This window comes from Reyranella sp. (genome assembly GCF_004297265.1).
GTDB lineage: Bacteria > Pseudomonadota > Alphaproteobacteria > Reyranellales > Reyranellaceae > Reyranella.
On the sequence record NZ_SCUT01000059.1, the window covers coordinates 1 to 24,888 of the forward strand.

At 64.4% G+C, this 24,888-nt stretch carries 22 protein-coding genes; 11 read left to right on the top strand and 11 right to left on the bottom strand.

The features are described 5' to 3' along the window. Positions 1-115 precede the first annotated feature (115 nt). Positions 116-4,051, bottom strand: a complete 3,936-nt coding sequence (locus EPO41_RS26415) for a calcium-binding protein (RefSeq protein WP_296331943.1) — start codon at positions 4,049-4,051, stop codon at positions 116-118. A gap of 567 nt (positions 4,052-4,618) precedes the next feature. Between EPO41_RS26415 and EPO41_RS26420 the strand changes: the two genes are divergently transcribed. Together EPO41_RS26420 and EPO41_RS26425 are read left to right on the top strand one after the other, a co-directional pair. Beyond that, positions 4,619-5,536: a hypothetical protein gene (locus tag EPO41_RS26420; RefSeq protein WP_296331945.1), complete on the top strand. Its 918-nt coding sequence runs from the start codon at positions 4,619-4,621 to the stop codon at positions 5,534-5,536. Further along, positions 5,523-6,662 (top strand): GSCFA domain-containing protein, encoded by a 1,140-nt coding sequence (locus EPO41_RS26425; protein ID WP_296331947.1) that lies wholly within the window; start codon positions 5,523-5,525, stop codon positions 6,660-6,662. Before EPO41_RS26420 ends, EPO41_RS26425 begins: the two co-directional genes overlap by 14 nt. A 356-nt stretch (positions 6,663-7,018) precedes the next feature. Here EPO41_RS26425 and EPO41_RS26430 read toward each other — a convergent pair whose 3' ends face one another. Beyond that, complete coding sequence (locus tag EPO41_RS26430) at positions 7,019-7,663, bottom strand: GDSL-type esterase/lipase family protein (RefSeq protein ID WP_296331949.1); 645 nt, start codon at positions 7,661-7,663, stop codon at positions 7,019-7,021. A 309-nt stretch (positions 7,664-7,972) separates the two neighbouring features. On the opposite strand from EPO41_RS26430, the gene EPO41_RS26435 reads away from it, so the two are divergent. The 3 genes from EPO41_RS26435 (at position 7,973) to EPO41_RS26445 (ending at position 9,230) form a co-directional block, all read left to right on the top strand. Next, on the top strand, positions 7,973-8,158 hold the full coding sequence (locus EPO41_RS26435) for a hypothetical protein (RefSeq protein WP_296331951.1): 186 nt from the start codon (positions 7,973-7,975) through the stop codon (positions 8,156-8,158). A gap of 308 nt (positions 8,159-8,466) precedes the next feature. Then, the gene (locus EPO41_RS26440) at positions 8,467-8,724 is read left to right on the top strand and encodes a hypothetical protein (RefSeq protein ID WP_296331953.1); all 258 of its coding nucleotides are present in this window, start codon (positions 8,467-8,469) and stop codon (positions 8,722-8,724) included. Positions 8,725-8,831: 107 nt separating this feature from the next. Beyond that, on the top strand, positions 8,832-9,230 hold the full coding sequence (locus tag EPO41_RS26445) for a hypothetical protein (protein ID WP_296331955.1): 399 nt from the start codon (positions 8,832-8,834) through the stop codon (positions 9,228-9,230). 120 nt (positions 9,231-9,350) lie between these two features. On the opposite strand, the gene EPO41_RS26450 is transcribed toward EPO41_RS26445, so the two are convergent. Genes EPO41_RS26450 through EPO41_RS26485 form a run of 8 tightly spaced genes read right to left on the bottom strand, consistent with a single transcriptional unit; the run spans position 9,351 to position 18,163 of the window. Beyond that, entirely contained in the window at positions 9,351-10,658 is a 1,308-nt protein-coding gene (locus tag EPO41_RS26450) for an NtaA/DmoA family FMN-dependent monooxygenase (RefSeq protein WP_296331957.1), read from the bottom strand. Further along, positions 10,651-11,625, bottom strand: coding sequence for an oligopeptide/dipeptide ABC transporter ATP-binding protein (locus EPO41_RS26455; RefSeq protein WP_296331959.1), 975 nt, complete (start codon positions 11,623-11,625; stop codon positions 10,651-10,653). Before EPO41_RS26455 ends, EPO41_RS26450 begins: the two co-directional genes overlap by 8 nt. Continuing rightward, on the bottom strand, positions 11,622-12,608 hold the full coding sequence (locus tag EPO41_RS26460) for an ABC transporter ATP-binding protein (protein WP_296331961.1): 987 nt from the start codon (positions 12,606-12,608) through the stop codon (positions 11,622-11,624). The genes EPO41_RS26455 and EPO41_RS26460 overlap by 4 nt, the downstream gene beginning before the upstream one ends. After that, positions 12,605-13,516 (bottom strand): ABC transporter permease, encoded by a 912-nt coding sequence (locus EPO41_RS26465; protein ID WP_296331963.1) that lies wholly within the window; start codon positions 13,514-13,516, stop codon positions 12,605-12,607. Before EPO41_RS26465 ends, EPO41_RS26460 begins: the two co-directional genes overlap by 4 nt. A 2-nt stretch (positions 13,517-13,518) precedes the next feature. Next, positions 13,519-14,469, bottom strand: a complete 951-nt coding sequence (locus EPO41_RS26470) for an ABC transporter permease (RefSeq protein ID WP_296331965.1) — start codon at positions 14,467-14,469, stop codon at positions 13,519-13,521. Between the two features lie 34 nt (positions 14,470-14,503). Further along, positions 14,504-16,063, bottom strand: coding sequence for an ABC transporter substrate-binding protein (locus tag EPO41_RS26475; RefSeq protein WP_296331967.1), 1,560 nt, complete (start codon positions 16,061-16,063; stop codon positions 14,504-14,506). A 16-nt stretch (positions 16,064-16,079) separates the two neighbouring features. After that, entirely contained in the window at positions 16,080-17,108 is a 1,029-nt protein-coding gene (locus EPO41_RS26480; RefSeq protein ID WP_296331969.1) for a glutamate cyclase domain-containing protein, read from the bottom strand. Positions 17,109-17,143: 35 nt separating this feature from the next. Next, positions 17,144-18,163 carry a glutamate cyclase domain-containing protein gene (locus tag EPO41_RS26485; protein WP_296331971.1) on the bottom strand — a complete coding sequence of 340 codons (1,020 nt, stop codon included), beginning with the start codon at positions 18,161-18,163 and terminating at the stop codon, positions 17,144-17,146. A 136-nt stretch (positions 18,164-18,299) separates the two neighbouring features. On the opposite strand from EPO41_RS26485, the gene EPO41_RS26490 reads away from it, so the two are divergent. Genes EPO41_RS26490 through EPO41_RS26515 form a run of 6 tightly spaced genes read left to right on the top strand, consistent with a single transcriptional unit; the run spans position 18,300 to position 23,467 of the window. Further along, complete coding sequence (locus tag EPO41_RS26490) at positions 18,300-19,295, top strand: LysR substrate-binding domain-containing protein (RefSeq protein ID WP_296331973.1); 996 nt, start codon at positions 18,300-18,302, stop codon at positions 19,293-19,295. Further along, positions 19,292-20,020, top strand: coding sequence for a DUF1028 domain-containing protein (locus EPO41_RS26495; RefSeq protein WP_296331975.1), 729 nt, complete (start codon positions 19,292-19,294; stop codon positions 20,018-20,020). The genes EPO41_RS26490 and EPO41_RS26495 overlap by 4 nt, the downstream gene beginning before the upstream one ends. Beyond that, positions 20,017-20,736 (top strand): DUF1028 domain-containing protein, encoded by a 720-nt coding sequence (locus EPO41_RS26500; protein ID WP_296331977.1) that lies wholly within the window; start codon positions 20,017-20,019, stop codon positions 20,734-20,736. The genes EPO41_RS26495 and EPO41_RS26500 overlap by 4 nt, the downstream gene beginning before the upstream one ends. Further along, entirely contained in the window at positions 20,733-21,440 is a 708-nt protein-coding gene (locus EPO41_RS26505) for a DUF1028 domain-containing protein (protein WP_296331979.1), read from the top strand. Before EPO41_RS26500 ends, EPO41_RS26505 begins: the two co-directional genes overlap by 4 nt. Positions 21,441-21,443: 3 nt before the next feature. Beyond that, positions 21,444-22,154, top strand: a complete 711-nt coding sequence (locus EPO41_RS26510; protein ID WP_296331981.1) for a DUF1028 domain-containing protein — start codon at positions 21,444-21,446, stop codon at positions 22,152-22,154. A 2-nt stretch (positions 22,155-22,156) separates the two neighbouring features. After that, the gene (locus EPO41_RS26515) at positions 22,157-23,467 is read left to right on the top strand and encodes an NtaA/DmoA family FMN-dependent monooxygenase (RefSeq protein ID WP_296331983.1); all 1,311 of its coding nucleotides are present in this window, start codon (positions 22,157-22,159) and stop codon (positions 23,465-23,467) included. 30 nt (positions 23,468-23,497) lie between these two features. On the opposite strand, the gene EPO41_RS26520 is transcribed toward EPO41_RS26515, so the two are convergent. Beyond that, positions 23,498-24,793, bottom strand: coding sequence for a tetratricopeptide repeat protein (locus tag EPO41_RS26520; protein WP_296331985.1), 1,296 nt, complete (start codon positions 24,791-24,793; stop codon positions 23,498-23,500). Positions 24,794-24,888: the final 95 nt, after the last annotated feature.

Consider the following 24,888-nt stretch of genomic DNA (forward strand, 5'->3'; position numbering starts at 1 on the left):
AACCATCGTGGCCCTCGAAACCGCTGCAGCAGGCGCCCTCCAAACCTTCAAACCAGCCGAATGCGCAAACTTCTTCGCCCACGCAGGCTATGGCTTCAATTAACGGGAATCTGCTCTAGGCGAACAGGAAGTCCGCGTTCGAAAGGCTCGCCGCCTGCACGCCGATCAGCGTGATCGAGCTGGTCGTGCCGCCACTGGTGTAGAACAGCGTCGTCGAATTGTAACCGAGATTGCCGGGATCCCATTCGAAGGTCGTGAAATCGGAGTAGGAGTCGATCGCCGCGACTGCGGTGAAATCGAGCTTCTCGCCGTTGGGATCGAAGGAGTGGATCGTGTCGGAGCCCCAGATGGTGGCGGTGTAGACATAGCGGTCGATGCCCGTCTCACCGATCATCGTGTCGTTGCCGGCCCCTCCGGTCAGGATGTCGTTGCCGGTGCCGCCGGCGATATAGTCGTTGCCCAGACCGCCCGTCAGCGTGTCGTTGCCGCCCCAACCGTAGAGGAAAGTGTTCACCGTGTTGCCGGCGCCGTTGAGATTGTCATTGCCCAGCACCGAGCCCTGCACCCATTCGATCGAAGCGGTCGTAAGATTCAGCGTCATACCCGTGTCGGACCAGACGAACAGAGAATCGAAGCCGGCCCCGCCGTCGATCACGCTGTCGCCGCCCAGTTCGATCAGGGAATCGTCGCCGCCCTGGCCGCGCAGGATATCCGAGCCGCCATTGCCCAGCATGAGATCGGCACCGTTGCCGCCTTCCAGGGTGTCGGTGCCGTCGCCACCGTCGATATAATCGCCGAAGGCCGAGCCGGTGAGCGTGTCGTTGCCGCCCATGCCGTAGATATAGACGGCGCTGGTCTGGCCCGCGGCGTTGAACGTGTCGGCGCCGGCATTTCCCTGCACCCATTCGATCGACGCCGCGCCCATGTTCAGCGTCACCGCCGCAGCGGTCTGCACGAAGGCGGAATCGAAGCCCGCACCGCCGCTGACGCCAACGTCTGTACCGTCGATCAGCAGATAGTCCGCATCATCGCCGCCGGACAGCGTGTCGGCGCCGGCTCCGCCCACCAGCACGTCGCTGCCCGCGCCACCCGACAGGACGTCGGCGCCATCGCCGCCATCGAGCGTGTCGTTGCCGCCGGCCGCACTGACACTGTCATCGCCGGCGTTCGTGTAGATCACGTTTGCCAGGTCGGTGCCGGTCACGCTGTCGTTGCCTGCGCCGGTGATCAGATTCTCGAAATTGGTGAAGGCTTCGCCGCTATAGTTGGTAACGCCGGTCAACAGGTTGATCGTGTAGAGCCCGCCCCAGCTCGTCGTGTCGAGCGTGTCGATGCCGGCGCCGCCGTCGATCGCCTCGGCGGAATTGGTCAGTCCAGCAAAGATCATGTCGTCGCCGATGCCGCCGAGATAGGAGCCGTCGCCGTTCGAGCGGATCACGTCATTGCCGGCACCGCCATCGATCGTCAGCGTGCCGAAATGCGGTACGAGCCCCGCGGCCGAGATGATGTCGTTGCCGCCGAGCCCGGAGATGGTGAGTCGATCCCCCCCGGCGCCCGTCTCGAACTGGCTGATCGTCACGCCCGCGGGCAGCCCGCTCACGGTCAGCAGCGCGCCTGAAGCGCCGCTCAGATCGATCATATTCGAGCCGCCGCTTGCGAACAGCGTCAGCGTATCGACCTGTGCGTCGCCCACCGCGCCCCCGGCGGTCGATGCGAGGTCGATCGCGAGCTGCGTCACATCGGTTCCGGAAAGGTCGTCGACCACGATGGTGTCGGCGCCGCCGAGCGCGGCGAACTGGATTACTTCGGTATCGTTGAGGTCCATCGTGACGCTGGCGACGTCGCGGAAGAACGTGGCGCGCCCGCCATTCGGACTGATGGTGATGGTCTCGGCGACATTGGCGCCGTTGAAGCGCAGCGTGTCGCTGCCCGCCTGGCCTTCGATCGTGTCGTTGTCGTCGCCGGGGTTCCACACGAACAGGTCGTTGCCGCCGCCAAGCAGCGCGGTGTCGTTGCCGTCGCCGCCGCTGACGAGGTCGGCTCCGGTCGAGCCCACGATCGCATCGTTGCCGAGGCCGCCATTGACCGTCAGCGAGACCAGACCGGCGGCGAGCGTGCTCGCGTTGATCGCATCGTCACCGCCCAGCCCGTTGAGCGTCAGCCCGTCGTTCGCGCCTTCCGCCCCGGAGATCGAGACGGTCCAGGGCATCCCGGAGACGGACACGATCCCTGCGGACGACGACACCGTGATTGTATCGACCGCATTGGTGCTGTTGACGGTGACCGTGTCGGCCGTGCCATCGCCGCCGCCGCCCGAAGCCTCAAGACGGAGATCGACGGTGGTGGCGTCGGTACCGCCCAGGTCGCCGACCACGATGTTGTCCGCGCCGCCGAGCGCATCGAATCGGATCTTCTCGACGTCGTCGAGATCCATCGTCACCGCGGCCACGTCGCGGTTGAAGAGGACTCGACCGCCATTGGCGGAGATGTTGATGTTCTCGCTTGCATTCGAGCCGCCGAACCGCAGCTCGTCGGTGCCCGCCTGACCCTCGACGATATCGTTGCCGTCGCCGGGAGCCCATTCGAACATGTCGTCGCCGGCGCCGAGAAAGGCCGTGTCGTTGCCGTTGTCGCCGAACACCGTATCGTTGCCGTCGCCGCCCAGGATCGTGTCGGCACCCTGGCTGCCCAGGATCGTATCGTTGCCGGCACCACCGTCGATCGTCAGTCTGATGACGCCCGCCGAAAGCGTCGTCGCCGCGATGCTGTCGTCGCCGCCCAGCCCGTTGACCACGAGCTGATCGTTGGCACCTTCGGAGTTGGCCACCGCGACCGATGCCGCCAGGCCAGCGATGGTAAGGCCGGTGCCCGAGCCGGTGACGTCGATCGTGTTGGCGACATTGGAGCCGTTGACGATGATCGTATCGGCCTGGGCGTCGCCGGCCGTCCCGCCGATCGTCGCCGCAAGATCGAGCACGATCCCGGTCGCGTCGGTCCCGGAAAGGTCGTTGACCGTAATCGTGTCGACGCCGCCCAGCGCGTTGAGCGTGAACGTCTCGACGTCGTTCACGTCCATCACGATATTGCCGACATTGCGCGTCAGCAGCAGGCGCGCGCCGTTGGCCGAGAGGGCGAGGAGCTCGTTGGCGGCGCTGGCGTTGAACACCAGCCTGTCGGTGCCGGCCTGGCCCTCGACGATGTCGGAGCCGTCGCCGGGATCCCATTGGAACACGTCGTCGCCGGCGCCGAGGAATGCGGTGTCGTTGCCCTGGTTGCCGTCGATGAAGTCGTTGCCATCGCCGCCGAGCAGGATGTCTGCGCCGTTGCCGCCGAGGATGGTGTCGTTGCCGGCGCCGCCGTCGACCGTGATGCTGATAAGGGCCGCCAGATTCCCGGCGGCGCTGAATGAGTCGTCGCCGCCGTTCATGTTGACGACGAGGCTCTCGGTGGTGCCGATGTCGAGGCTGAAGGGTGCCGGATCGACGCGATCGAAACGCACCCGCGTGCCGTTGGCGCTGGCGGTGAAGACCTCCGCGCCATTGCCGCCATTCACTTCGGCGATATCGCTGTCGGCACCGCCCTCGAACAGCTCGGTATCGTCACCGGGATTCCAGATCATCCGGTCGTTGCCTGCCTCGCCGAACAGCTGATCGTCGCCGTCGCCGCCGGCCATCGTGTCGTTGCCGTCACCGCCAAGCAACACGTCGTTGCCGCCCCTGCCGAACAGCGTGTCGTTGCCGGCCTCGCCGGACAGCTGGTCGCCACCCGAGCCGCCGGTGAGCGTGTCGTTGCCCAGGCCGCCGAACAGCTCGGCCGCCGGCAGCGCGCCATTCGTCTCGTCGAGCGCAATGATGTCGTCGCCCGCGTCGCCCGCGACTTCGATGATGTCGGTGTTGGCGATCGTCGCCGGCCCTCCGGTGACGGGGACGGCACCCCCATTGACGAGCAGCGTTCCTCCGGTGTTGCGCGAGACGGTCATACCCTCGCCGACGGTCGTGCCGAGGACGGTCAACTTGAATTGCGCCGGAGTGTAGGTTGCGGTGATGGGCATATTGTTGGCCTTTCTGCATAAGTGTGCCGACCAGAGAACACTCGCTTGAGCAGTCGCCTCAGCGCTCATGATTGCACAACGCACGAAGGGGTTCATTCGGCTTGTCAGCTTCATGGTGCCTTGTTGGCGCCATTATTTTGGTGGCCGCTCCGCCTTGCAGCAGAATGCATTGCATTCGTTCGTCACACTTCCCCCAAACAGGACCCCGCCAACATCGCGCGGGGGCCCTTGGAAGACACGACCACCAGCGCACGCAAGCCGCGCGCACCCAGGACAGCAGAAGACAAAGCCACCTCGGGGGCTGACCGCGGAGGATGGCCCGACTGGGCCGGCCGAAGTCATTATCGCCAAGCAGCGCCACGGTCCGACAAGCACGGCAACCTCGCCTTCAACGGCGCGTTCGACTGCCGACAAGAATATCAAACTGTGGAAGGGTAATGGGGCCGGGCCGGTACACTCTTTGCAAGAGCGACCTCTGGCGGCACTTCCCTCGGCTGCTATGCTGACATTGCAGAGGCGAACTTGGCGATGTATTGGTGACCGCTCGATATTTGTGGATTTTTGTCGATGACCACAACTCTCATGCTTCTTGGCCACAGCCACATGCACTGTATCATCCGTGCTCTGAGGGTGCAGGACTTGTCGAAAAATCTCAAGTGGAGTTGCTTAAATCCGAAACAATTGGAGAGGAGCGTTCGCGGAGAGAGCGATGCTCTGACACTGCCGGAAATTCAAAAACTTGTGGAAAGAGAGATCGTTGACGAGGTCCGAAAGATTGGCGAACTGGAGCGCGAGCTGGAGCCGGAACAAGTACCTGAATTCGTCAAGCAGAAGGACATTGACGTGGTACTTTGTTTGCGCGGGGAGCACTATGCGCAGCACGGCTTGACGCAGACGAATCCTCCGTACGATTTCGTCTTACCTGGATACGAAACTCTTCCATTCGAAGCCGGCGCCCAGATCGTTCCTTACAAGGCTGTCTATGAGCACTACGAGAGGATATTGAGATCAACTCTTGATCAGATCAGCCAGTACCACACGCTGTTCCAGCATAATTTGTATCATCTGGAGATTCCTCCGCCCTACGAGGACAACGACTACATGTCGAAACATCTGCATACCTATCTGGCCAGGGCGCATCCGAGCGGCTTTCAAATCGCATCGCCGACTTTGCGCTTCAAGCTGTGGCGTATCTGCAGTGATATTTACCGACACAAGTGCGAGTCGTTGGGCATCAAATATGTGCCGGTTCCTTCCGAGACAATGGTTGATGGTCGATACTTGGCCCCGACCTACTTCGACGACGGATTTCATGGGAACCGGTCGTATGGGAAACAGGTTGTCCAGAATTTTATATTGAAGGTGAAGTCGCAGCCGGCTCGGGCTAGCACTTCATGGGAGACCAAAGTCCCGCATGGCACCTCAAAATCGAGCGCCGCTGCTGCTCGAAAGCTACAGGGAGGCTCGTTAAGTGACCAACGTTGAGGCTGCACCCACTTCATCCGATCCGGTTGTTCGCAAAGCGAAGACTCCATACCACATGCAACCGCCTACGGCCTTTTGGCGTAGGTCGGTAGCGGAAGTTGCGCCGGGCGAGGTGGATCCGGTTGTCGGGTGGAAGCTCAAGATTGGACGCGACACGAAAGTAGCGACGGCCGGCAGCTGTTTCGCCCAGCATATCGCTCGGCGCTTGAGGTCAAGTGGATACCACTATTTTGTCTCCGAGCAACCGCCGATCAAATTCGGTCCCGAGATCACTACCAGTTTCAATTACGGCACATTCAGCGCCAGGTACGGCAATATCTACACGTCGCGCCAATTGCTCCAGCTTATCCAACGAGCGTACGGCCTGTTTAAGCCGGTGGACGATATGTGGACGGCCGCAGATGGCTCGATCATCGACCCATATCGACCCACCATCCAGCCGGGCGGTTTCCCAACGTTGGCCGAGTTCAAACTCAGTCGTGAGCAGCATCTGGCGGCTGTTCGTCGAATGTTCGAGGAACTCGACGTCTTTGTATTTACACTGGGCTTGACGGAGTGTTGGACGAACGTTGAAGACGGCGCCGCATATCCAATATGTCCCGGCGCCTCTGGCGGCACTTTCGATCCTAAGCTGCACAAGTTCGTAAACCTCGATGTCGCCGATGTATGTGCAGACATGAAAGGGTTCGCCGAGCTTTTGCGTCGGGTCAATCCCAACTCCAAGATCATGCTGACCGTGTCGCCTGTTCCGTTAGTTGCCACGGCGGAGGCCGCCCATGTGCTGACCGCTACGACTTACTCCAAGTCGGTTTTGAGAGTGGCGGCTCAGACTCTCGCCAATCAGCTGCCAGAGGTACACTATTTCCCCTCTTATGAGATCATCACTGGCCCTCACGCTCGTGGCGCCTACTATGCGGAAGATGCTCGCGAGGTTGTGGAGGACGGAGTCGCCCACGTGATGCGCACTTTCTTTGCGCATGCGACGAGTGACGGGACAACCTCGGCCTCCGACACCGGTGGACCTGCGGCGCAAAAAGTCGCGAACAGGGCAGAGCGACGTCGCATCCGGCAGATGCGCAGGCTGTTTGAGGTCATCTGCGATGAGAAGCTCCTGGATTCTAACTAATGAAGGGCGAAAGCAGTAGCAGTTGCTGCAGATCGGTGGCCGCGATCTTGGGTAATGTCGATTACGACTGATTGCATTCGTTAGTCACACTTCCCCCTAGTCGGAAACAGTCATCGATTAATTGGGGGGCCTCATGGCAATAGCGGAAAGGCGTCGCGCGAAGAAGCGCGACAGCGTCAACCGGGCTGATCGCGTTCAGGCTACGCTGGGGCGCCATGGATCCGCATGATCCCGCAGGAATGTGACCCGAACAGTACGAGGCCGCGGAGCGCATGAGGGCGCTCCAGGCAGGCTTGCCAGATCACATCTATCTGGCTGTGGCCCCGCAGCGGTGCGCAATGCGCCGCGTAGCATGATTATTTTATCAGTAGAGAGTCCAGAGCCTCATATCCCTTGGCAGACAAGTGGAGCTTGTCCACCTTGAAACTGGTGCATTGATCCGTGCAATTCAGCACTCCATCGGGGTCAATGTAGCGACTGTATTTCAGTTGTTCTCGAACGATGTCGTTCGTTTCACGCCGCGCCGTGTCCAACGATGGGTTGTCGCGGCGAACGGGAATTCCAATCACGGCCAGGTCCGCATCGGGCCAGAGGACGTGCATACGCTCACTCGCCGCCAGGATCCCTGCTGCGATGGCACAAGGAGTGTTGCCCGCGCCCAGGTTGTTCGTGCCAATCAAGAGGAAGACCCGCTTGGGCTGTACTTTTCCAGCTTCTGGTTGATCGAGGCGCCACAGGACATTCTGGACGCGATCTCCGGAAACGCCAAACTTGGTGACCGACCGAGGCGGGACGGGCCATTGTACAATGAGCGAGTCGCCGATCAGAAGCGTGTCCACTTGCCCACGGGGCAGCGCCGCCAGGGCCCGGAGCGACGTTTGCACTGACGAGACGGTTTGGCGGGGAGATGGCGAGGTGGTGATTGTCGTTTCCGCCCGATCGCAGGCGTACGCGGCGCTGGCCGTCCACGTGAATGCAGACAGAAATAGCGAAGCGGCCATATTGCCAAGGAACACCTTCCGTGGGCCACGACCCTGGCAAGCGTCCCGTGTGCTCATATCCCTGTTCCTGAAAGAAGCTGCCGATTTTTCACAGCCACCCTCATGCGACCAGAGCGTTTTCTCCTTCAACGACGCCCTGCTGCCGTTTGACGGCAGGTACTTTTCTTATGTTGGGAATTCACCATATGTGAAGCTGAAACACAACAGGCGCGGGATTAATCGATGACAGACCAGCCGGATACGGAGGATCCACGCTTGGCTGAGCGCCGTCGGCGCAGAGCTGAGAGGAAGCGCATACGGAGGTTAGAGATGGCCCAATCGTCCTCGGTGCTCGAGAAGGCTGCGTCCCGTCCGCTGGCACGCTCACTGGGCGCGATCACTGGCTCATCAGCCCCTCTTGGACCATTCGGCAAATATGTAGGCGATATCGCCGCCAGGATGGCAGTCGGACACATTCTGCGGCTGATCGTCAAAGTGCTCGCGCGCCGCATCTGAACGATTGCCCGGGTCCCGCTGGCGAACGCCCTTCGTCCGAAGGGACGACGGGCTGTTGCACGGCCTGGCGACTTTGACGCGACGGCGCCGCAGAGGCGTCCGGTGCCAGAATGGCGGAAGCGGGCAGAAGCGCAGCGGCGACGGACTGGTATGTCGGGAATGCGCCCCCGGGATGGGTGCCGCGCTACGACTCCAACGACCCGGACCGCGAGAGCTGCCGTATGACTCGTGCGCGGCATGCATTGCGACCGCAGTGCTATGCGGCTGGCTCGTGTGTCCTGCACGGTACGTGGGGACGGATGAGGCACATGGAAGCCGGCAAACCGCGGCTCGGTCGCTTCCCGCAGGAAGATGTCGTGCCGTACGACAACTATTGGATCGCCGAATGCCTCTATCGCGAACTGTCCGACGATTGGTCTGCTCTTGCGCTCAACGCGGAGGACCAGCTCTCTCCTGCCGCAGGTTGGCTCTTCTGTCGGCGAGAGATAGCTCGCATGTCCCACCGCTCGCTTGTTTCATCGCATGCGCTGGCGCATGAAACCTTCCGCGTGCAGCTCGATCTTTGACAAAGCTATCCATTGGCCCGCGGCTCGAATCCCCGCATCTTGGACGACGCGAGGACGGCGGATATTGGATCGGCCGATCAGCTTTTCCGCGAGATCGGGAGGACACTGTGGATTTCAGCAGAACGGCCAAGGTGATGGCGTTGGCGGTCCTTGCCGAGGAGACCAGATTCGAGAGTCACGTCGACATTACGGTCGTGGCACTGATCGAAAGCCTGGCGGACTACCTCAAGGACTTCGGAGCGCAGGTTCAACGAGAAGGCAAGCTTGTCACCGCCCGGATCGGCGATCACACGCTCAAGGTCCGCGTGAACAGCCCGGAATGGTTCACACTTTACGATGGGCCAAAGCTGGCCCTCGATTGCGATGAGAATGAAATGATGAGGGAGGTCGTCGTCTGGCTCAAGACGATCGCCCAGCCTCTGCCGGCCTCATTCGCAATGCATGGCCGGCCGAATCAAGATCTGACCCACTGGGCCGGTATTCGCTGCCCCGGCCATCTCCCGTAAGGGCGAAGGGAACACCGGACCAGCGGTGAGCGAGGCGATTGCCGGCCCCCGCAGTGCCTTTGCTGCCCGCTCAATCTCCACGCCGCGTGTCTGCGGGGACGATGTCGCCGCGCAAGGACGCTAGAACTCCAGCAGGTTGTCGCGCAGATGCTTGTGCGCATAGGCCTTGCGGGTCAGGCCCTGGCGCTGCAGCTCCGGCACCAGCCCGTCACAGACCTCCATCACGCCGCGACGGTCGATGGGCGTGTCGGAAATCAGGAAGCCGTCGCCGCCCACTTCCTCCATGACCTCGCGCATCACGCCCGCCACGTGCTCGGGCGTACCGGTGTAGTCGAGGCTGCCCTTGGCGGCGTAACCGCGCACGATCTCGCGCAGGGGCTTGCCAAGCCAGCGGGCCAGCGAGGATTGGTGGCCGTTGGTCTTCAGGTCCATCGGCAGGGTCTCGTCGAGATCGAACTTGGAGAAGTCGATGCCGGTCAGCCGCGACATGCCGGCCAGCTGCATGTCGACATATTTCAGCGAGTCCTCCTGCTGCAGCTGGCGCCGTTCGAGCGCCGCTTCCATCGTCGTGTCGACGATCGGAGAGCACAGGAACAGGAGCTTGATGTCGTCGGGATTGCGCCCCATGGCAGCGGCGTTGGCCCGTACCTCCAGGCGGTAGGCCTTCATCTTCTCGATGTTGGCGCCTTCGGTGATGATGGTGTCGGCCCACTTCGAGGCGAACTTCTTGCCCGCCGCCGAGCCGCCCGCCTGCACGATCGGCACGCGCCCCTGGGGCGAGCGCGGCGCGTTGATGGGCCCACGCACCTTGAAGTATTTGCCCTCGTGATGGATCGGCCGGACCTTCCTGCCGTCGGCGAACATCGGTGTCTCGCGATCGAGCACGACCGCGTCCGCGTCCCAGGCTTCCCACAATTTGGTGACCACGTCGGCGAATTCGTCGGCCACCTCGTAACGCTCGTCGTGCGGACGATGCTTTTCGTGGCCGTAGTTCTGCGCGGTGCCGTCGTTGCTGCCCGTCACGCAGTTCCAGCCGATGCGACCCTCGGTGACATGGTCCAGCGAATTGATGAGACGCGCCGCCAGGTAGGGCGGGTATTCCGAGATCGAGAGGGTCGGCACGATGCCGAGATGGGTGGTGGCCTGCGCCAGGTACGGCACGAGGACCGGGGGGTCGAGCTTGGGAGACCCTTGGGCATATTGCAGGTAGGTGTCGTGGTTGCCCTTGTAGGTATAGGGGACGTTCGAGGAGTCCTCGATGATCATGTAGTCGAAGCAGCCGCGCTCCATCCCCTTGGCGAGGTCGATGAAGAGGTCGGGCATCATCCAGCGCTTGACGTCGGAGGCGCTGCCGGCCCACATCGAGCGCCAGTTCTTGGACGCGAAGCTCTGGCCCAGGAACCAGGCGAGATGAAACGGCTTAGGCATGCGCGGGTACTCCTTTTAGACAGATGCATTTGGCCCAGTGACCGCCGCCCAGCGGATATTGCGGCGGCTCGATCGCCGCGCACTCGGCGACGGCAACAGGGCAACGGGTGCGGAAGCGGCAGCCCGACGGCGGATTGGCCGGATTGGGGAGGTCGCCCTTGAGGATGATGCGCTGGCGCTGGGACTCGATGTCGGGATCGGGCACCGGCACCGCCGACATCAGCGATTTGGTGTAGGGATGCGCGGGCGCGGTGTAGATCTCTTCCTTGCTCGCCATCTCGACGATCTTGCCGAGATACATCACCGCCACGCGGTCGCTGATGTGCCGCACGACCGAGAGATCGTGGCTGATGAAGATGTAGGTGAGGCCGAGCCGCTCCTGCAGGTCCTGCAGCAGGTTCACGATCTGCGCCTGGATCGACACGTCGAGTGCCGACACCGGCTCGTCGCAGATGATCAGCTCGGGCTCGACGGCAAGCGCGCGGCAGATGGCCACCCGCTGCGCCTGGCCGCCGCTCAGCTCGTGCGGGTAGCGCTCGAAGAAATGGCCCGAGAGACCGACCATATCCAGCAATTCGCGGATGCGGCCGGCGCGGGCCTTGCCGCGATACAGGCCGTGGATGTCGAGCGCCTCTCCGATCAGGTCGCCGATCGGCATGCGCGGGTTGAGCGACGCGTGCGCATCCTGGAAGATGATCTGCATCTTGCGCCGCAGCCGGCGCAGGTCGCGCTTGCCGATCTGGCAAAGGTCGGTTCCGCCGAATAGGACGCGGCCCGAGGTGGCGCGCACGAGCTGCAGGATGGCATAGCCGGTCGTCGACTTGCCGCAACCCGACTCGCCCACCAGGCCGAGCGTCTTTCCCTTCTCGACGGAGAAGGTGACGCCGTCGACCGCCTTCACCGTGCCCGGCGCGCCCGGCCGGCCGAACTGGACTTCGAGGTCCTCGATCTCGAGGAGCGTGCTCATCGCGCCACGCTCCTGGGGGCAAGATCAGCGAGGCAGGCCGCCCAGTGTCCGCCGCCCAGGTCGCGCCGCTCGGGCGGCGTGGCCTGGCAGGCCGGGACCGAGACGCGGCAGCGCGGCAGGAAGGGACAGAGCTTGATCGGCTCGATGAGGTTGGGTGGTACGCCCTCGATCGGCGTGAGCCGACGTACACCCACGCCGTCGACCCGCGGCGTCGAGCCCATGAGGCCCAGCGTGTAGCCATGGCTGGGGCGATGGAACAACTCCCGGATCGGACCCGATTCCACGACGTTGCCCGCATACATGACGTTGACCCTGTCGCAGAGGCCGGCGACGACGCCGAGATCGTGGCTGATCCAGATCACCGACGTCCCGCGTTCGCGCGTCAGGCGCTTCACCAGGTCGATGATCTGGGCCTGGATGGTGACGTCGAGGGCAGTCGTGGCCTCGTCGGCAATCAGCAGGCGCGGATTGCACGACAGCGCGATCGCGATCATCACGCGCTGGCGCATGCCGCCGGAGAACTGATGCGGATAGGCGCCGAGGCGTTTCTCCGCCGAGGGAATGCCGACCGTCTCCAGCAGCTCGATGGCGCGGCGCTTCGCGGCCGGTCCGTCGAGCTTCTGATGGCGGCGCAGCACCTCCAGGATCTGGCGGCCGATGGTGAGCACCGGGTTGAGCGAGCGCATCGGGTCCTGGAACACCATCGCCATGCTCGAACCGCGTTCCTCGCGCATCTGGGCTTCGCTGAGCTGCAGGAGCTCGCGGCCGTCGAAGGCCAGGCTGTCGGCGGCGACGTGGCCCGGCGGCTCCGGCACCAGGCGCATGATCGACATCGCCGTCACGCTCTTGCCGCTGCCGCTTTCGCCCACCAGGCCCAGGATCTCGCCCTCGGCCAGGTCGAACGACACGCCATTGACCGCGCGCACGTCGCCCCGGTCGGTGGCGAAGCGCGTGCGGAGGTTGCGGACGCGCAGCAGGGTCATGCGTCGGCCTTCACGCTGCGGCGCGTCCGCCAGGCGCGGGGATCGAGCGCGTCGCGCAGCCCGTCGCCCATGAAGTTGATGCTGAGGACGCAGATGGCGATGACCGAAGTCGGTGCCAGGAACATCCACGGCGCGTCGCCCAGGAAGCGCCGCGCCTCGCTCATGTCGCGGCCCCAGCTCGGTTCGGGCGGCTGGGTGCCGAAGCCCAGGAAGCTGAGCGATGCCTCGGAGACGACCGCGGCCGCGAAGACGGCGGTGAGCTGCACCACGATGGGCGAGACCATGTTGCGCAGCATATGGGAGAGCACGATGCGCAGCGGGCTGGCGCCCAGGGCGCGCGCGGCCGTGACGTAGACATCCTCGCGCACGGCGAGCGCGCTGCCGCGTATCATGCGCGCCAGGATCGGCGCCTGCACGAGGCCCAGCGCCAGCATGACGTTCTTGATGTCGGGGCCGAGCAGCCCGACCAGCGCCACGGCGAGCAGCAGCGGCGGGAAGGTGAGGAAGGCGTCGACCAGCCGCATCAGCATGTTGTCGACCTTGCCGCCGAAGTAGCCGGAAGCGAGGCCGAGCGGGACGCCGAAGGTGAAGGCGAAGCCGACGACCAGAAGCCCGACGGCCAGCGAGGTGCGGCCGCCCCAGAGCATCCGCGAGAAGACGTCGCGGCCGAAATGGTCGGTGCCCATCGGATGCTCGAAGGACGGCGGCTTCAGCTTCATCGAGAGCTTGATCTGGATGGGGTCGTAGGGGGCGACCCACGGCGCGAAGGCCGTCGCGAGGCAGATCAGCAGCAGGATGACGAAGCCGATGGTGGCGGCGCGGTTGCGCGGGAACTGCCGCGCGGCCAGTGCCAGCGAGCCACGGAACTTGATCGGAGCAGGTGTGGGAAGGGCGGGCGCGTCGGCCATGCTCAGTACCGGATGCGCGGGTCGAGCAGCGCGTACATCATGTCCGCGAGGATGTTCATGACCAGGAAGAAGACGGCGATCACGAGGGTGAAGCCCTGGATCACGGGAAAGTCGCGGTTGATCACGGCGTTCAGCACCGCCGAACCCATGCCCGGCACCGCGAAGATGTATTCGATCGTGACCTGGACGCCGATCATGTAGCCGAACTGCACCGCCGCCATGGTGACGAAGGGGATCATCGCGTTCTTGAGCGCATGGATGATCACGATGTTGGCCGGCAGCAGGCCCTTGGCCCGCGCGGTGCGCATATAGTCCTGAGACAGCACGTCGATCATGCTGGAGCGCAGCAGGCGGGTCAGCATCGCGGTCTGCAGCGAACCCAGCGCGATGGCCGGAATGATGAACGGGCTGTAGTGCTTCCAGAACCCGCCGGCTTCGGCTTCCGACGAGCCGATGCCGGTGATTGGCAGCCAGTCGAGCCTGATCGAGAAGACGTAGATCAGGATCAGCGCCAGGCCGAAATTCGGCACGGCGAAGCCCAGCACCGTATAGCCGGTACAGAGATAGTCGATCCAGCTGTTGCGCCGCAGCGCCGCGATCACGCCGAGCGGGATCGAGACCAGCAGCGCGAACAGCATGCCGGCGCTGGCGAGCTGCAGGCTGATCGGCAGGCGCTCCGCGATCAGGGTCGTCACGCGATCGTTGAGTCGCATCGAGCGGCCGAGGTCGCCGGTCAGGACCTTGGCGATCCACAACCCGTACTGCTCGGGCAGCGAGCGGTCGAGGTTGAACTCCTCGCGCATCGCCTTCGCCGCCTCGGGCGAGGTCTGCATGCCGAGCATGATCGTCACCGGATCGCCCGGCGTCGCGCGCGTGATGGCGAAGGTCATCAGCGACACGACGAGGAGAACAAGCGGCACCTGGATGAGGCGCCGCCCGAGATAGGACCACATTGGCCGATCTATCCTTCAGCGCGAATGAGGCCGCTCATGACCAGAATACGGTGTCGAGCTTTTCGGTGTATTCCTGTGGCGCCGGCTCGAAGCCCTGGATCTTGCTGTTGTAGATCTGGATGTTGTTCGTGTTGCAGTGATAGATGATCGGGCATTCCTCGAGCGTCCTGTCGACGATCTTGTGGTACAGGGCCTCGCGCTTGGCCGGGTCGAGCTCGCTGCGCGCGCCGTCGAGCATCGCGTCCATCGCCGGCACGTTGTAGCCCGATGCATTGCCCTGGCCGTGCAGGAACCACCACGACGTCGCGTCGGGATCGGGCGCGACCAGGGTGATGTCCTCGAGATGCTGGTCGAATTTCTTGTTGAGCCACAGGCTGTTGAAGCCGCCCATGTCCATGTTCTTGATCTTGTAGGTGATGCCGATCTGGCTGACCATCGCGGCGACGAGCTCGAGTTCCTTGCGCAGCCAGTCCTTGTCCGAGGTGATGACCTCGACCTCGTAGCCCTTCACCCCGGCCTGGGCCATCAGCTCCTTCGCCTTCTTGAGATCGCCGTTCTTCGGATACTTCAGCATCGGCTGGCGGTGGCCCATGTAGCCGGCGGGGATCTGGTTGTCGGTCGCGATTGCCTCGCCGTAGTAGATCTCGTTGACGATCGCCTCGCGGTCGATCGCGTAGGAGATCGCCTGGCGTACCAGCTTGTTGTGGAACGGCGCGTCCGGCTTGCCGCTCTTGAGATTGAACTGCTGGTAGTCCCACGCCCAGCCCGGCGTCGATTTCACCGTGTACCTGCTGTCCTTGCGCAGGGCCTTCATGTCCTTCGGGTCGGGATGCGTCACGAAATCGAGCTCTCCCTTCTGCAGGGCCTGCAGGCGGGTGGTCGAATCGGGGATCGCGCGATAGACGACCCGGTCGAGCTTGGGGAAGCCCGGGCGCCAGTACTCGGGATGCCGGGCGAGCACGATCTCCGTGCCCTTCTTGCTCTCGATCTGGAACGGACCGTTGCCGACGGGCGTGGCGCTGTAGGCGTCGTTGCCCATCTCCTTGTGCGCCTTTGCCGAGATGATCGTGCCGCCGTAACCCATGGTGATGCCCGGGAAGGCGCCGAACGGCATCTTGGTCTTCACCTCGACGACATACTTGCCGTCGGCCTTCACCGACGCGATCGGGAACAGTGAGGTTCCCATCTGGAAGCTCTTCGACGAGATGTGGAAGTTATACGTGTATTCCACGTCCTCGGCGGTGAATTCGCCGAAGCCCTTCTGCCACTTCACGCCCTCGCGGACCTTGATGCGCCAGGTCAGCGGATCGGGATTGGTCCACTCCAGCGCCATGTTCGGCATGATGGAGCGGTCCTTGAAGTTGATCGTCACCAACCCGTCGAACACGTTGTACATCACCAGGCTTCCCTGGATGTCAGAGCGGATCACGGGGCTGAGATTTCCGAACTCGCCGCCCCACGTGCCGACACGCAGGTCGCGCTTTCCCTGGGCGATCGCCGGCGCGCCCAGCAGGAGTCCCGTACCCAGCGCTCCAGCGCCGAAACCGCGCCGCGTGATGCCTCGACCGCCTGTCGTCCGGAACTCTTTGCTCATCGCCGTCTCCTTTGGATCAGAAACCTCTGTCGTATTCCTTCAGCCCGTTTTCGATGATCTGGTGCAGCACCGTGATCAAAGCGGCCTGTAATTTGTCGGACGTGCCGTCGACGTAGGGAATGAGCCTGGAGTAAGCCCCGTCCATCGCACCGCCGGCGACGCTCGCCTGTACGATCCGAAGTTCCGTCGCCTCGTCGTGCAGGATCTCGCGATCTCCCAGATGACCCGCGAGCGCTGCCGCGATGCCATAGGCGCCCCAGTTCGACACCGCGGCGAAGACCAGCACGTCACATTCAGTAACCGTGCCAACCCCGCCATGGCAGGGACAGCCGCAGTCCTTGCCGAAGGGCTGGATCTCGGCCACCGCCTCCTTGATGAGGCCGCAGCCGATCTCGTTGCCGCCGTCGCCGATGCCGATCGTGGCAATGCCCGCCGTCTTTGCGTGCTCCGCCAGATGGTAAGCGCTGGCGATCTTGTCCGGCGTGCGCGGCGTGCCCATGATCGAGTGGTAGATGCCCTTCGTGTTGGGGCCGACCTTCTCGATGAAAACCATTGCGGCGGGCTTGTACTTCTCGATCAGCGCGGCGGCGGCGTTCTTGCCCTCGGCATCGCCGAGCGGAAAGTTGATCGCCATGGCGCAGGAGCGGCGCTGCTTGAACAACGCTTCGTCGTAGACGGCGAGGCCGGCCGCTTCGGTCGATTTGATCACCGCCGGCATGTTGCGCTCTTCGCTGATCAGGATCGGCTTGCCGCCCAGGCCGAACTCGATCGCGCGCGCGATCGCCGCCGCACCCGGCGGGCCGTCGGTTTCGCCCGCGGGCAGGCCGGGCGGCGTACCCGCGCCGGTGACGACGAATACGTTATCGCCGGGCTTGACCTTCTCTTTCAGAAGCTTCGCCGCCAGCCAGGTCAGCGGCTTCTTCTGCTTCTTTCGGGCGGCCTCGTAGAGCGGATAGGTCACGCCGCGCGGCAGGCCGGCACGGAAGCGCATCTCGATGTTGATGGCGCGGTCGATCGAATCGCCGACGATCTCGTCGATAGCCATGATTTTCCCCTGCAAGGTCTGTCTGAAGTTGTCGGTCAGTGGGTGAGGCCGGCATCGGGCGGCTCGAGGTTCTTGCGCACGATGTTGGACAGGAACTGCATGCAGGCCATCGACGTCTCGCCGTCGAGACCGTCGACGAGGAATTCCGTCGTGCAATACATCGCCTCGAGGCCGCCAGCGTCGAGGCAGGCCTGCACAATGCGCTTTTCCATATCCGGCGAATGGATGAGCTGCGGTTTCTTCAGGAGATAGGCGAGGCAAGCCTCGATGCCGTAGCAGCCCCAGTTCGACATCATCGCCGGGATCACGACGTCGGTCTTCACGACGGTGGCGAGCGCCTTGCCCCTGGGCATGGTCTCCACGACCGTGTCGTAGATCGTGCCGAAACCCAGCTCGTTTCCGTGATCGCCGATGCCGACCGAGAAGATCCTGCGCTTGTTGGCTTCGGTGACGACGCCGCCAATATCGATGCAGCCGTGGAATTTGGACTCCGGGCCGGTGAGCGGCAGGCCGGTCGCGGTATGCACGTTACCGTCGGCCCCGGCACCGAGGCGCTCGGCGGAGACGACCGCCTTGGGCTGGTACTTCGCGTAGATCCCGGCGATCCACGCGTCGATCTTCGACTGGTCTTCCGGCGCGTTCTCGATGGCGGCACCGAGATGACGGTCGCGCGCCTGCTCGAACGGCTTCACCATCAGGCCGGCGGCTTCGCTGGACGCGACGATCGGATCGGCGTGGCAGGCCTCGTTCACGAAGACCGGAACGGCGCCCAGTCCGCGGTAGAGGATGCGCGCGAGGGACGCGGCACCCGGTGGCCCGTCGCTCTCGCCCTTGGGCATGGTGGGCTCGTATCCCGCGCCGGTCATGATGAAGACGACGTCGCCCTTGCCGAGTACCTTCTGCAGGCCTTTGGCCGCCGTCATCGTGACCGGCTTGTCGCCCGCGACCTTGCGTGCCGCGAGGTACATCGGCAGCAGGATGCCGTGCGGCATGCCGTGGTTCTTGGCCTCGATCGTGATCAATCTGTCGACGGCTTCGCCTACCATGTCGAGCATCGCGATCTCCCTTCGTCCCAAGCGACAGGTTGTTCGGCGGTGAATTGGGCGCTTCGGCAGGTGATCGGACAAGCGCCATTTCGGCGTTGAAGCGATGCCAGACAGGCATCAGTCTTGGGGCAGGAGAGACTACAAAATGATCAATCAGCCCCTGCGTTATTTCTCCGCGATTGCGCGGCTCGGATCGATCCGCGAGGCAGCGGAGGAACTGAACATTGCTCAGTCCGCGCTCAGCCGCCAGATCCAGAAGCTTGAGGAAGACTTCGGCGTTCCGCTGTTCCAGCGCCATGCGCGTGGCGTGAAGCTCACCTCGGCGGGCGAGATATTCCTGCGCCATGCCCAGACCAACCTGCGCCAAATCGAGCGCGTGCGTTCGGAGATCGACGCGTTGAAAGGGCTGCGGCGCGGTACCGTCAGCATCCGCTCGATCGAAGCGTTGGTGCCGCACCTGCTGCCGCACGCTGTCAGCCGCTTCAGCGAGCGTTATCCCGGCATCCGCTTCGAGGTCACGATCGACGGTTCCGACCAGGTGGTGGCCGCCGTTCGCGAGGGCCGTACCGACATCGGCCTCGCCTTCTATCCGCCGGCCGAAGCCGAGCTGGAGACCGCATTCAAGATGCGTGAGCCCCTGGTGGCGACGATGTCGGTCCGTCATCCCCTTGCCGGCCGACCGAAAGTCTCGCTGGCCGACTGCGCGGCCTATCCCGTTGCGTTGCCGATGAAGAATACCGGAAGCCGCATTCTAATCGATGTTGCCTGCAAGTCGGCCGGCATCCACATAGCGCCGACCCTGGAGACCAATTCGATCCAGCTGCGTATCGAATTCGTCAAGGTCAATCATGGCATTACCTTCCTCTCGCGCCTCTCTGCCTGGGACAGCCTGCACGCGGGTCAACTGGTTGCCGTGCCGCTTCGCGACCGGCTGGTGAACAACGCCTCCATCGATGCGATCACCCATTCTTCGCGCCAGCTGCCATTGGCGGCGGAAGAGTTCCTCCGATTTCTGCAAGGTGAGTTCGAGAACCTGCATGAACGGGCCTACGCGTCGTCGAAGCGGGAAGCTGTGGCACGTTCCATGCGTGCGACGGACAAGGCATCGGCCCAGAGATTCACGGGAGACAGACGCTCATGACCTTCACACTCCTCGCCCGCTGTCCGACGAGCGGTCAGGTGGGCATCGGCATCGCGACCTACTCAATTACCGTTGGCCTCTACTGCAACGGCCTGCGCGGCAGTATTGGCGCGACCATGACGCAGGCCTTCGTGAACCAGGGAAACAATCCGCTGGCGCTCAGGCTGCTGGCGCAGGGTTACACGCCGGAGCACGTGCTGGCCGAGCTGAAGGCCAACGATCCCCATCACGAATTCCGCCAGATCGCCGTGATCGACCGCCTGGGCCGGCTCGCGGCCTATAGCGGGCCGAAGAACCGCGGCTGGGCGGGGCATGTCACCGGCGACGGCTATGTCGCCATGGGCAATGTGCTGGCGGGCAAGCCGGTCATCGATGCCATGGCTGCGGCCTATGAAGGCACCGCGGATCTTGCGTTCGAGCGCCGGCTGCTGGCGGCGATCGAAGCGGGCCGCGACGCTGGCGGACAGGTCGGCAACGACGGCCATCTCCCGGAGCGTTCGGCGGCCGTGATGGTCTACGGCGACTACGATCACGCCGAACTCGACCTGCGGGTCGACCTGCATGACAAGGCGGTCGAGGAACTGCGCCGCGCCTTCGAGGAATACGAGCTCTATCGCGGCTACTACACAGAGCGGTCCCGGAATCCGAAGGATGCGATGCCGCAATATGCCTTCGTCCAGTCGCTTGCCCGGAACGCCGGCCAGAAGCAGGAGGCCGCACAATGACTTACTCGGTCATCGGACGGTGCAGGCGCACGGGCCGTCTCGGCCTCGGCATCGCCACCTACTCGCTGGCGGTCGGTGGCCGCTGCGAAGGCGTCGCGGCCAATATCGGCGTCTGCAAGACGCAGGCGTTCCCCAACCGGACCAACGATCCGCTCGGCATCAAGCTGCTGGCGCAGGGCTACGGGCCGGCGCGGGTGAGGGAGATCTTCGCGGGCAACGATACCGAGCACGGCTTTCGCCAGATTGCGATCATGGATCGCGATGGCAGGATCGCCGCGCACACCGGGCCGGGCTGCCGCGGCTGGGCGGGGCACAAGGAAGCAGCCGATTGCGTGGCATTCGGAAACGGCCTGCTCGGTCCGCAGGTGCTCGACGGCATCGTCGCGGGGTTCCTCGAGCGACCCGACGATGCTCTGGAGTACCGCCTGCTGCGCGCAATCGAGGGCGGACGTGATGCCGGTGGCCAGGGCCCGGCCGACGCGCACCGCACCGAGCGCTCGGCCGCGATCAAGGTCGTCGATCGCCGCGACTTTCCCGACGTCGATATCCGTGTCGATGTGCACGAGGCCGCGGTCGACGAGCTGCGGTGTGTGCTGGAGGAGTTCAAGGCCTACGAGGAATTCTATCGCGGTCGCGACACCGATCCGTCGAAGGCGATTCCGCAGGACGTCTTCGCGAAGCAGCTTGAGGCGGAGCGCGTGAAGGAGAAGGCATGACCTACACCATCCTCGGACGCTGTGCGAAGACCGGCCGGGTCGGAATCGGCATCGCCACCTTCTCGATCACCGTGGGCCGCTACGCCCATTCGACGAAATCGAATGCCGGCGTCACGGTCACGCAGGCCAACGCCAACGAGAACAACAACGCGCTCGCGCTCCGCCTGCTGTCGCAGGGTCTCGGCGCCACCGCGGTGCTCGATCGGCTCAAGGCCAACGACGCCTACCACAGCTATCGCCAGATCGGCGTGATCGATCGTACCGGCGCGGTGGCGGCCTATACCGGCGCCCACGTGCGCGGCTGGGCGGGCGAGGCGACCGGTCCGAACTACATCGCCACCGGCAACGGCCTGCGCGGGCAGCATGTCGTGGAGGCGATCGCCAAGGGCTTTGTCGCCGAGCCCGACGCGGACCTCGAACACCGGCTGCTGCTGGCGCTTGAGTACGGCCGTGACGCGGGCGGGCAGGGGAATGCGACGGCCCACCGGACCGAGCGCTCGGCGGCGCTCCAGGTCTCCTCGCGCCATATCCATCCCGACATCGACCTGCGCGTCGACCTGCACGACAGGGCGGTCGACGAGCTGCGGAGGATCTGGACGGTCTACAAGCAGTACGAGGCCTACTATGCAGAGCGCGGGCGCAATCCGCGCAATGCGCCGGGGCAGGAAGCCTTCATGGCAACCCTCAGGCCGGCGGCGGAGTAAGTCATGACCTTCTCGATCATCGCGCGCTGTCCCAACACCGGCCGCCTCGGCCTCGGCGTCACCACCTTCTCGATCGCCGCCGGCGGCCGCTGCGAGGGCATCCGCTTCGGCGCGGGCGTGTGCAAGACGCAGGCTTACGTGAAGCGCGACAACGACCTGATCGCGCTCGAACTGCTCGAGCAGGGCATGGCACCGGCCGGCGTGATGGCGGCGCTGAAGGCTGACGATCCCGATCACGATTGGCGCCAGATCGCCATCATCGATCGCGAAGGCAGGACCGCCGCACATACCGGGCCCGGCTGCCGTCCGTGGGCGGGTCATCACGAGGGCGACGGCTTCGTGGCCTTCGGCAATGTGCTCGCCGGTCCGGAAGTGATCGACGGCATTGTCGCTGGTTATCTCAGGGATCCCGCGGCGGAACTGGAATTCCGGCTGCTGGCCGCGCTCGAAGGCGGCCGCGACGCCGGCGGACAGATTGGTACCGACGGCCATCTCCCCGAGCGGTCGGCGGCGATCTTCGTCGCCTCCGAGCCGGATCACTTCGACATCGACGCACGGGTCGACCTGCATGACGACGCGGTGACCGAGCTGCGCCGGGTGCTGGAGGAATTCAAGATCTACGAGAAGTTCTATCGCGACCGCGGTCATCGCCCCGACCTGGCGATGAGCCAGGCCGAATTCGTCGCGAGCCTGCCGAAGAAAGCGGTTGCCTGAGCATGGCCAAGGATCATTTCCATCTCGCCTGGTTCCTGTCCCAGGGCTATGGCCCGAAGGCGTGGCGCTCGATGTGGCCCGGCACCGAGTACGACAAGCATCGCTGGATGATGCCGGACATCTTCGTCGATCTGGCCAACGGGCTGGAGCGAGGCTGCTTCGACTACATGATCATCGAGGACTCCTCGATGGTGCCCTACACCTACATGGGCAGCCACGACACCTATCTCAAATATGCCGCCAGCTCGCCCAAGCTGGATCCCGCCGTGCTGGTGCCGTGGCTGGCGATGGCGACGAAGCATCTCGGCCTGGTGCCGACGCTGTCGACCTCGGAGTATCCGCCCTACCTGCTGGCGCGCCTCGTCAACTCGCTGGACCACGTCACCGAGGGTCGCATCGGCTGGAACTGCGTCACCGGCAGCAATGACGGCGCCGCCGAGAATTACGGCCATGTCGGCCAGCGGCCGCACGACGAGCGATACGACGTCGCCGACGAGTTCGCCGACGTGGTCACCCGGCTGTGGGAGGCCTGGGACGCGGACGCGGTCGTGCTCGATCGCGAGACGCCGATGTTCGCCGACGGCAGGAAGGTCCGGCCGATCAACCACGAGGGCAAATATTTCAAGGTGCGTGGGCCGATCAACGCGCCGCGCTCGCCCCAGGGACGGGTGCCGATCTGCCAGGCCGGCGGCTCGACGCGCGGGCAGGCCTTCGCGTCCCGGTGGGCCGACACAATCATCACCAACGCCGTCTCCGTCGACGGCATGAAGAGCTTCCGTGAGGATATCCGCCGCCAGGCCGCGGGCTGGGGCCGCAACCCCGACGACATCAAGGTGCTGTTTCTCGCCTATCCGATCGTCGACACGACGATGGAGGCCGCCCGCGATCGCCGCCGGCTCGAGCAGGAGGATTTCGGCAAGCATCTCGACCTGCAGCTCTCGGGCATGTCGCGCCTCACCAACATCGACTTCGCGCAATTCGATCCCGACGAGCCGCTGCCGGAGCATCTGCGGACCAACGGGCACCAGTCCTCGCTCGCCAAGTGGATCGGCAAGACGCCGCGCTCGCTGGCGACCGGGCTAAACAGCCGGCAGGGCATCGACCTGGTGGGCACGCCCGATCACGTCGCGGGCCTGATGCAGGAGATGATGCAGGAGGTGGGCGGCGACGGCTTCCTGCTGTTCAACGCTCACTTCGACCGCCGCTACATCATGGAAATCTGCGACGGCCTCGTGCCCGAATTGCAGCGCCGCGGCCTGACGCGCAAGGCCTATGCGCACCGGCATTTCCGCGACAACCTGCTGGAGTTCTGAGCCTCGACGGCAGGACGATCGACTCTCCGATCAATCGGGCCCGGAAACCGGAAGACCTGCAGGGCCGGGACGACGGTCCGCGATCAGGCGCCGGGCTTCCGCCTCGCGTCCGGAGGCCAGGTAGGCGTGCAGCAACGTCGCTTCCACCAGGTCGCCCTGCGCCCGGCTGCCGCCGATGCGTTCGCGCTCGGGTAGAATCGGCTCGATCAGGTCGATCGTCGTCGCATGGTCCCCGCGCCGGTAGGCCGCGAAGGCGCGGGCCACGGCAGGGATCACGGAGCCGGACGGATAGCGCCCGGCGCCTGCCAGCTCCTCGATGGCCCTGATCCAATCTTCGAGTGCGTCGTCGTCACCGGTGGCGGCGTAAGTCAGGGCGACATGCCAGTCGGCGAGGGACATGCCCGGGCGCGGGAGCTTCTCGCGCGCATAGTCCTTGAGCCTCGCCCAGCGCGCGGAATCGTGCGGATGGCCCGCCAGTTCCGCGCGCCACAGGAAGGCGGCCGAATCGGAAAGCTTCTGGTGGACCGCGCCACGGTGATCGTCGGCGCAGAAGGCGTCGGTGTAGAGGCGAAGCCCGCCGTCCAGGTTCCCGGCATGCAACTCGAACAGGCCGAGATGCCAGCTCAGGTGGCCGAACAGTCCGCCGCCGCGATCGTAGAGCGGCAGCCAGTCGCGCAGGAAGGCGATGCCCTCATCGCGCTCGCCGGTCTCGTAACAGAGATGGGCGAGGGCATGCGCGCCATAGGCGTTCCGCCGGTATTGGCCCAGCGAGCGCTCGATCATCGGCCGCGCCTCGTCATGCCGGCCGATTTCCGACAGCGCCATGCCGCGATGGGCATTGAACCACCAGTCCTCGCCGTAGTGCGGGGCGAGGCGATCGAGAAAGTCGGCGAGGTCCTGTTCGCGACCGGAGAGGCCCGACATCCCGATCAAGCCGCCCTGGTTGGCGGCCAGGCTCAGGACCAGCGCGTCGCGCGGACATGTCTGAACATGGGCACGCAAGGCAGCCAGCGCGGCGACCGGCTGGCCGGCGAACAGGCGCGCGAAGACGTCGATCTGGCTCCGCTCGCGCGCCGAAACTCCCTCGGCGAGGGACGAGGCCATGGCGAGGTCCGCACGCATTGCCTCCAGCTTGCCGGCAAGCTGGGACGCCCGGGCCCGGCCGATATAGGCCAGTGCAAAGGCCGGATCGGCGGCGATGGCCCGTTCGAACGAGGCCGCGGCACCGGGATAGACCGTCAGCAGGAGATCGACACCCTCGACATAGGCATCGCGCGCCGCGGCGTCGGTCGTCGAAACAGTGAGGCCGTAACGGTCTGTCAGCATGTCGTCCCCGGAACCCGTCCCTGTCGATCACGAGCGTGCGTCGGTCAGGGGAACCTTTCAAGCTTCGGACAGGGCGCAACGAGTCGAATTTTGAG

Bases quoted from the DNA above. Each gene is read 5' to 3' on its own strand.
- EPO41_RS26415 (WP_296331943.1), bottom strand. From the start codon at position 4,051: ATGCCCATCACCGCAACCTACACTCCGGCGCAATTCAAGTTGACCGTC.
- EPO41_RS26420 (WP_296331945.1), top strand. From the start codon at position 4,619: ATGACCACAACTCTCATGCTTCTTGGCCACAGCCACATGCACTGTATC.
- EPO41_RS26430 (WP_296331949.1), bottom strand. From the start codon at position 7,663: ATGGCCGCTTCGCTATTTCTGTCTGCATTCACGTGGACGGCCAGCGCC.
- EPO41_RS26435 (WP_296331951.1), top strand. From the start codon at position 7,973: ATGGCCCAATCGTCCTCGGTGCTCGAGAAGGCTGCGTCCCGTCCGCTG.
- EPO41_RS26440 (WP_296331953.1), top strand. From the start codon at position 8,467: ATGGAAGCCGGCAAACCGCGGCTCGGTCGCTTCCCGCAGGAAGATGTC.
- EPO41_RS26450 (WP_296331957.1), bottom strand. From the start codon at position 10,658: ATGCCTAAGCCGTTTCATCTCGCCTGGTTCCTGGGCCAGAGCTTCGCG.
- EPO41_RS26455 (WP_296331959.1), bottom strand. From the start codon at position 11,625: ATGAGCACGCTCCTCGAGATCGAGGACCTCGAAGTCCAGTTCGGCCGG.
- EPO41_RS26460 (WP_296331961.1), bottom strand. From the start codon at position 12,608: ATGACCCTGCTGCGCGTCCGCAACCTCCGCACGCGCTTCGCCACCGAC.
- EPO41_RS26465 (WP_296331963.1), bottom strand. From the start codon at position 13,516: ATGGCCGACGCGCCCGCCCTTCCCACACCTGCTCCGATCAAGTTCCGT.
- EPO41_RS26470 (WP_296331965.1), bottom strand. From the start codon at position 14,469: ATGTGGTCCTATCTCGGGCGGCGCCTCATCCAGGTGCCGCTTGTTCTC.
- EPO41_RS26475 (WP_296331967.1), bottom strand. From the start codon at position 16,063: ATGAGCAAAGAGTTCCGGACGACAGGCGGTCGAGGCATCACGCGGCGC.
- EPO41_RS26480 (WP_296331969.1), bottom strand. From the start codon at position 17,108: ATGGCTATCGACGAGATCGTCGGCGATTCGATCGACCGCGCCATCAAC.
- EPO41_RS26485 (WP_296331971.1), bottom strand. From the start codon at position 18,163: ATGCTCGACATGGTAGGCGAAGCCGTCGACAGATTGATCACGATCGAG.
- EPO41_RS26490 (WP_296331973.1), top strand. From the start codon at position 18,300: ATGATCAATCAGCCCCTGCGTTATTTCTCCGCGATTGCGCGGCTCGGA.
- EPO41_RS26495 (WP_296331975.1), top strand. From the start codon at position 19,292: ATGACCTTCACACTCCTCGCCCGCTGTCCGACGAGCGGTCAGGTGGGC.
- EPO41_RS26500 (WP_296331977.1), top strand. From the start codon at position 20,017: ATGACTTACTCGGTCATCGGACGGTGCAGGCGCACGGGCCGTCTCGGC.
- EPO41_RS26505 (WP_296331979.1), top strand. From the start codon at position 20,733: ATGACCTACACCATCCTCGGACGCTGTGCGAAGACCGGCCGGGTCGGA.
- EPO41_RS26510 (WP_296331981.1), top strand. From the start codon at position 21,444: ATGACCTTCTCGATCATCGCGCGCTGTCCCAACACCGGCCGCCTCGGC.
- EPO41_RS26515 (WP_296331983.1), top strand. From the start codon at position 22,157: ATGGCCAAGGATCATTTCCATCTCGCCTGGTTCCTGTCCCAGGGCTAT.
- EPO41_RS26520 (WP_296331985.1), bottom strand. From the start codon at position 24,793: ATGCTGACAGACCGTTACGGCCTCACTGTTTCGACGACCGACGCCGCG.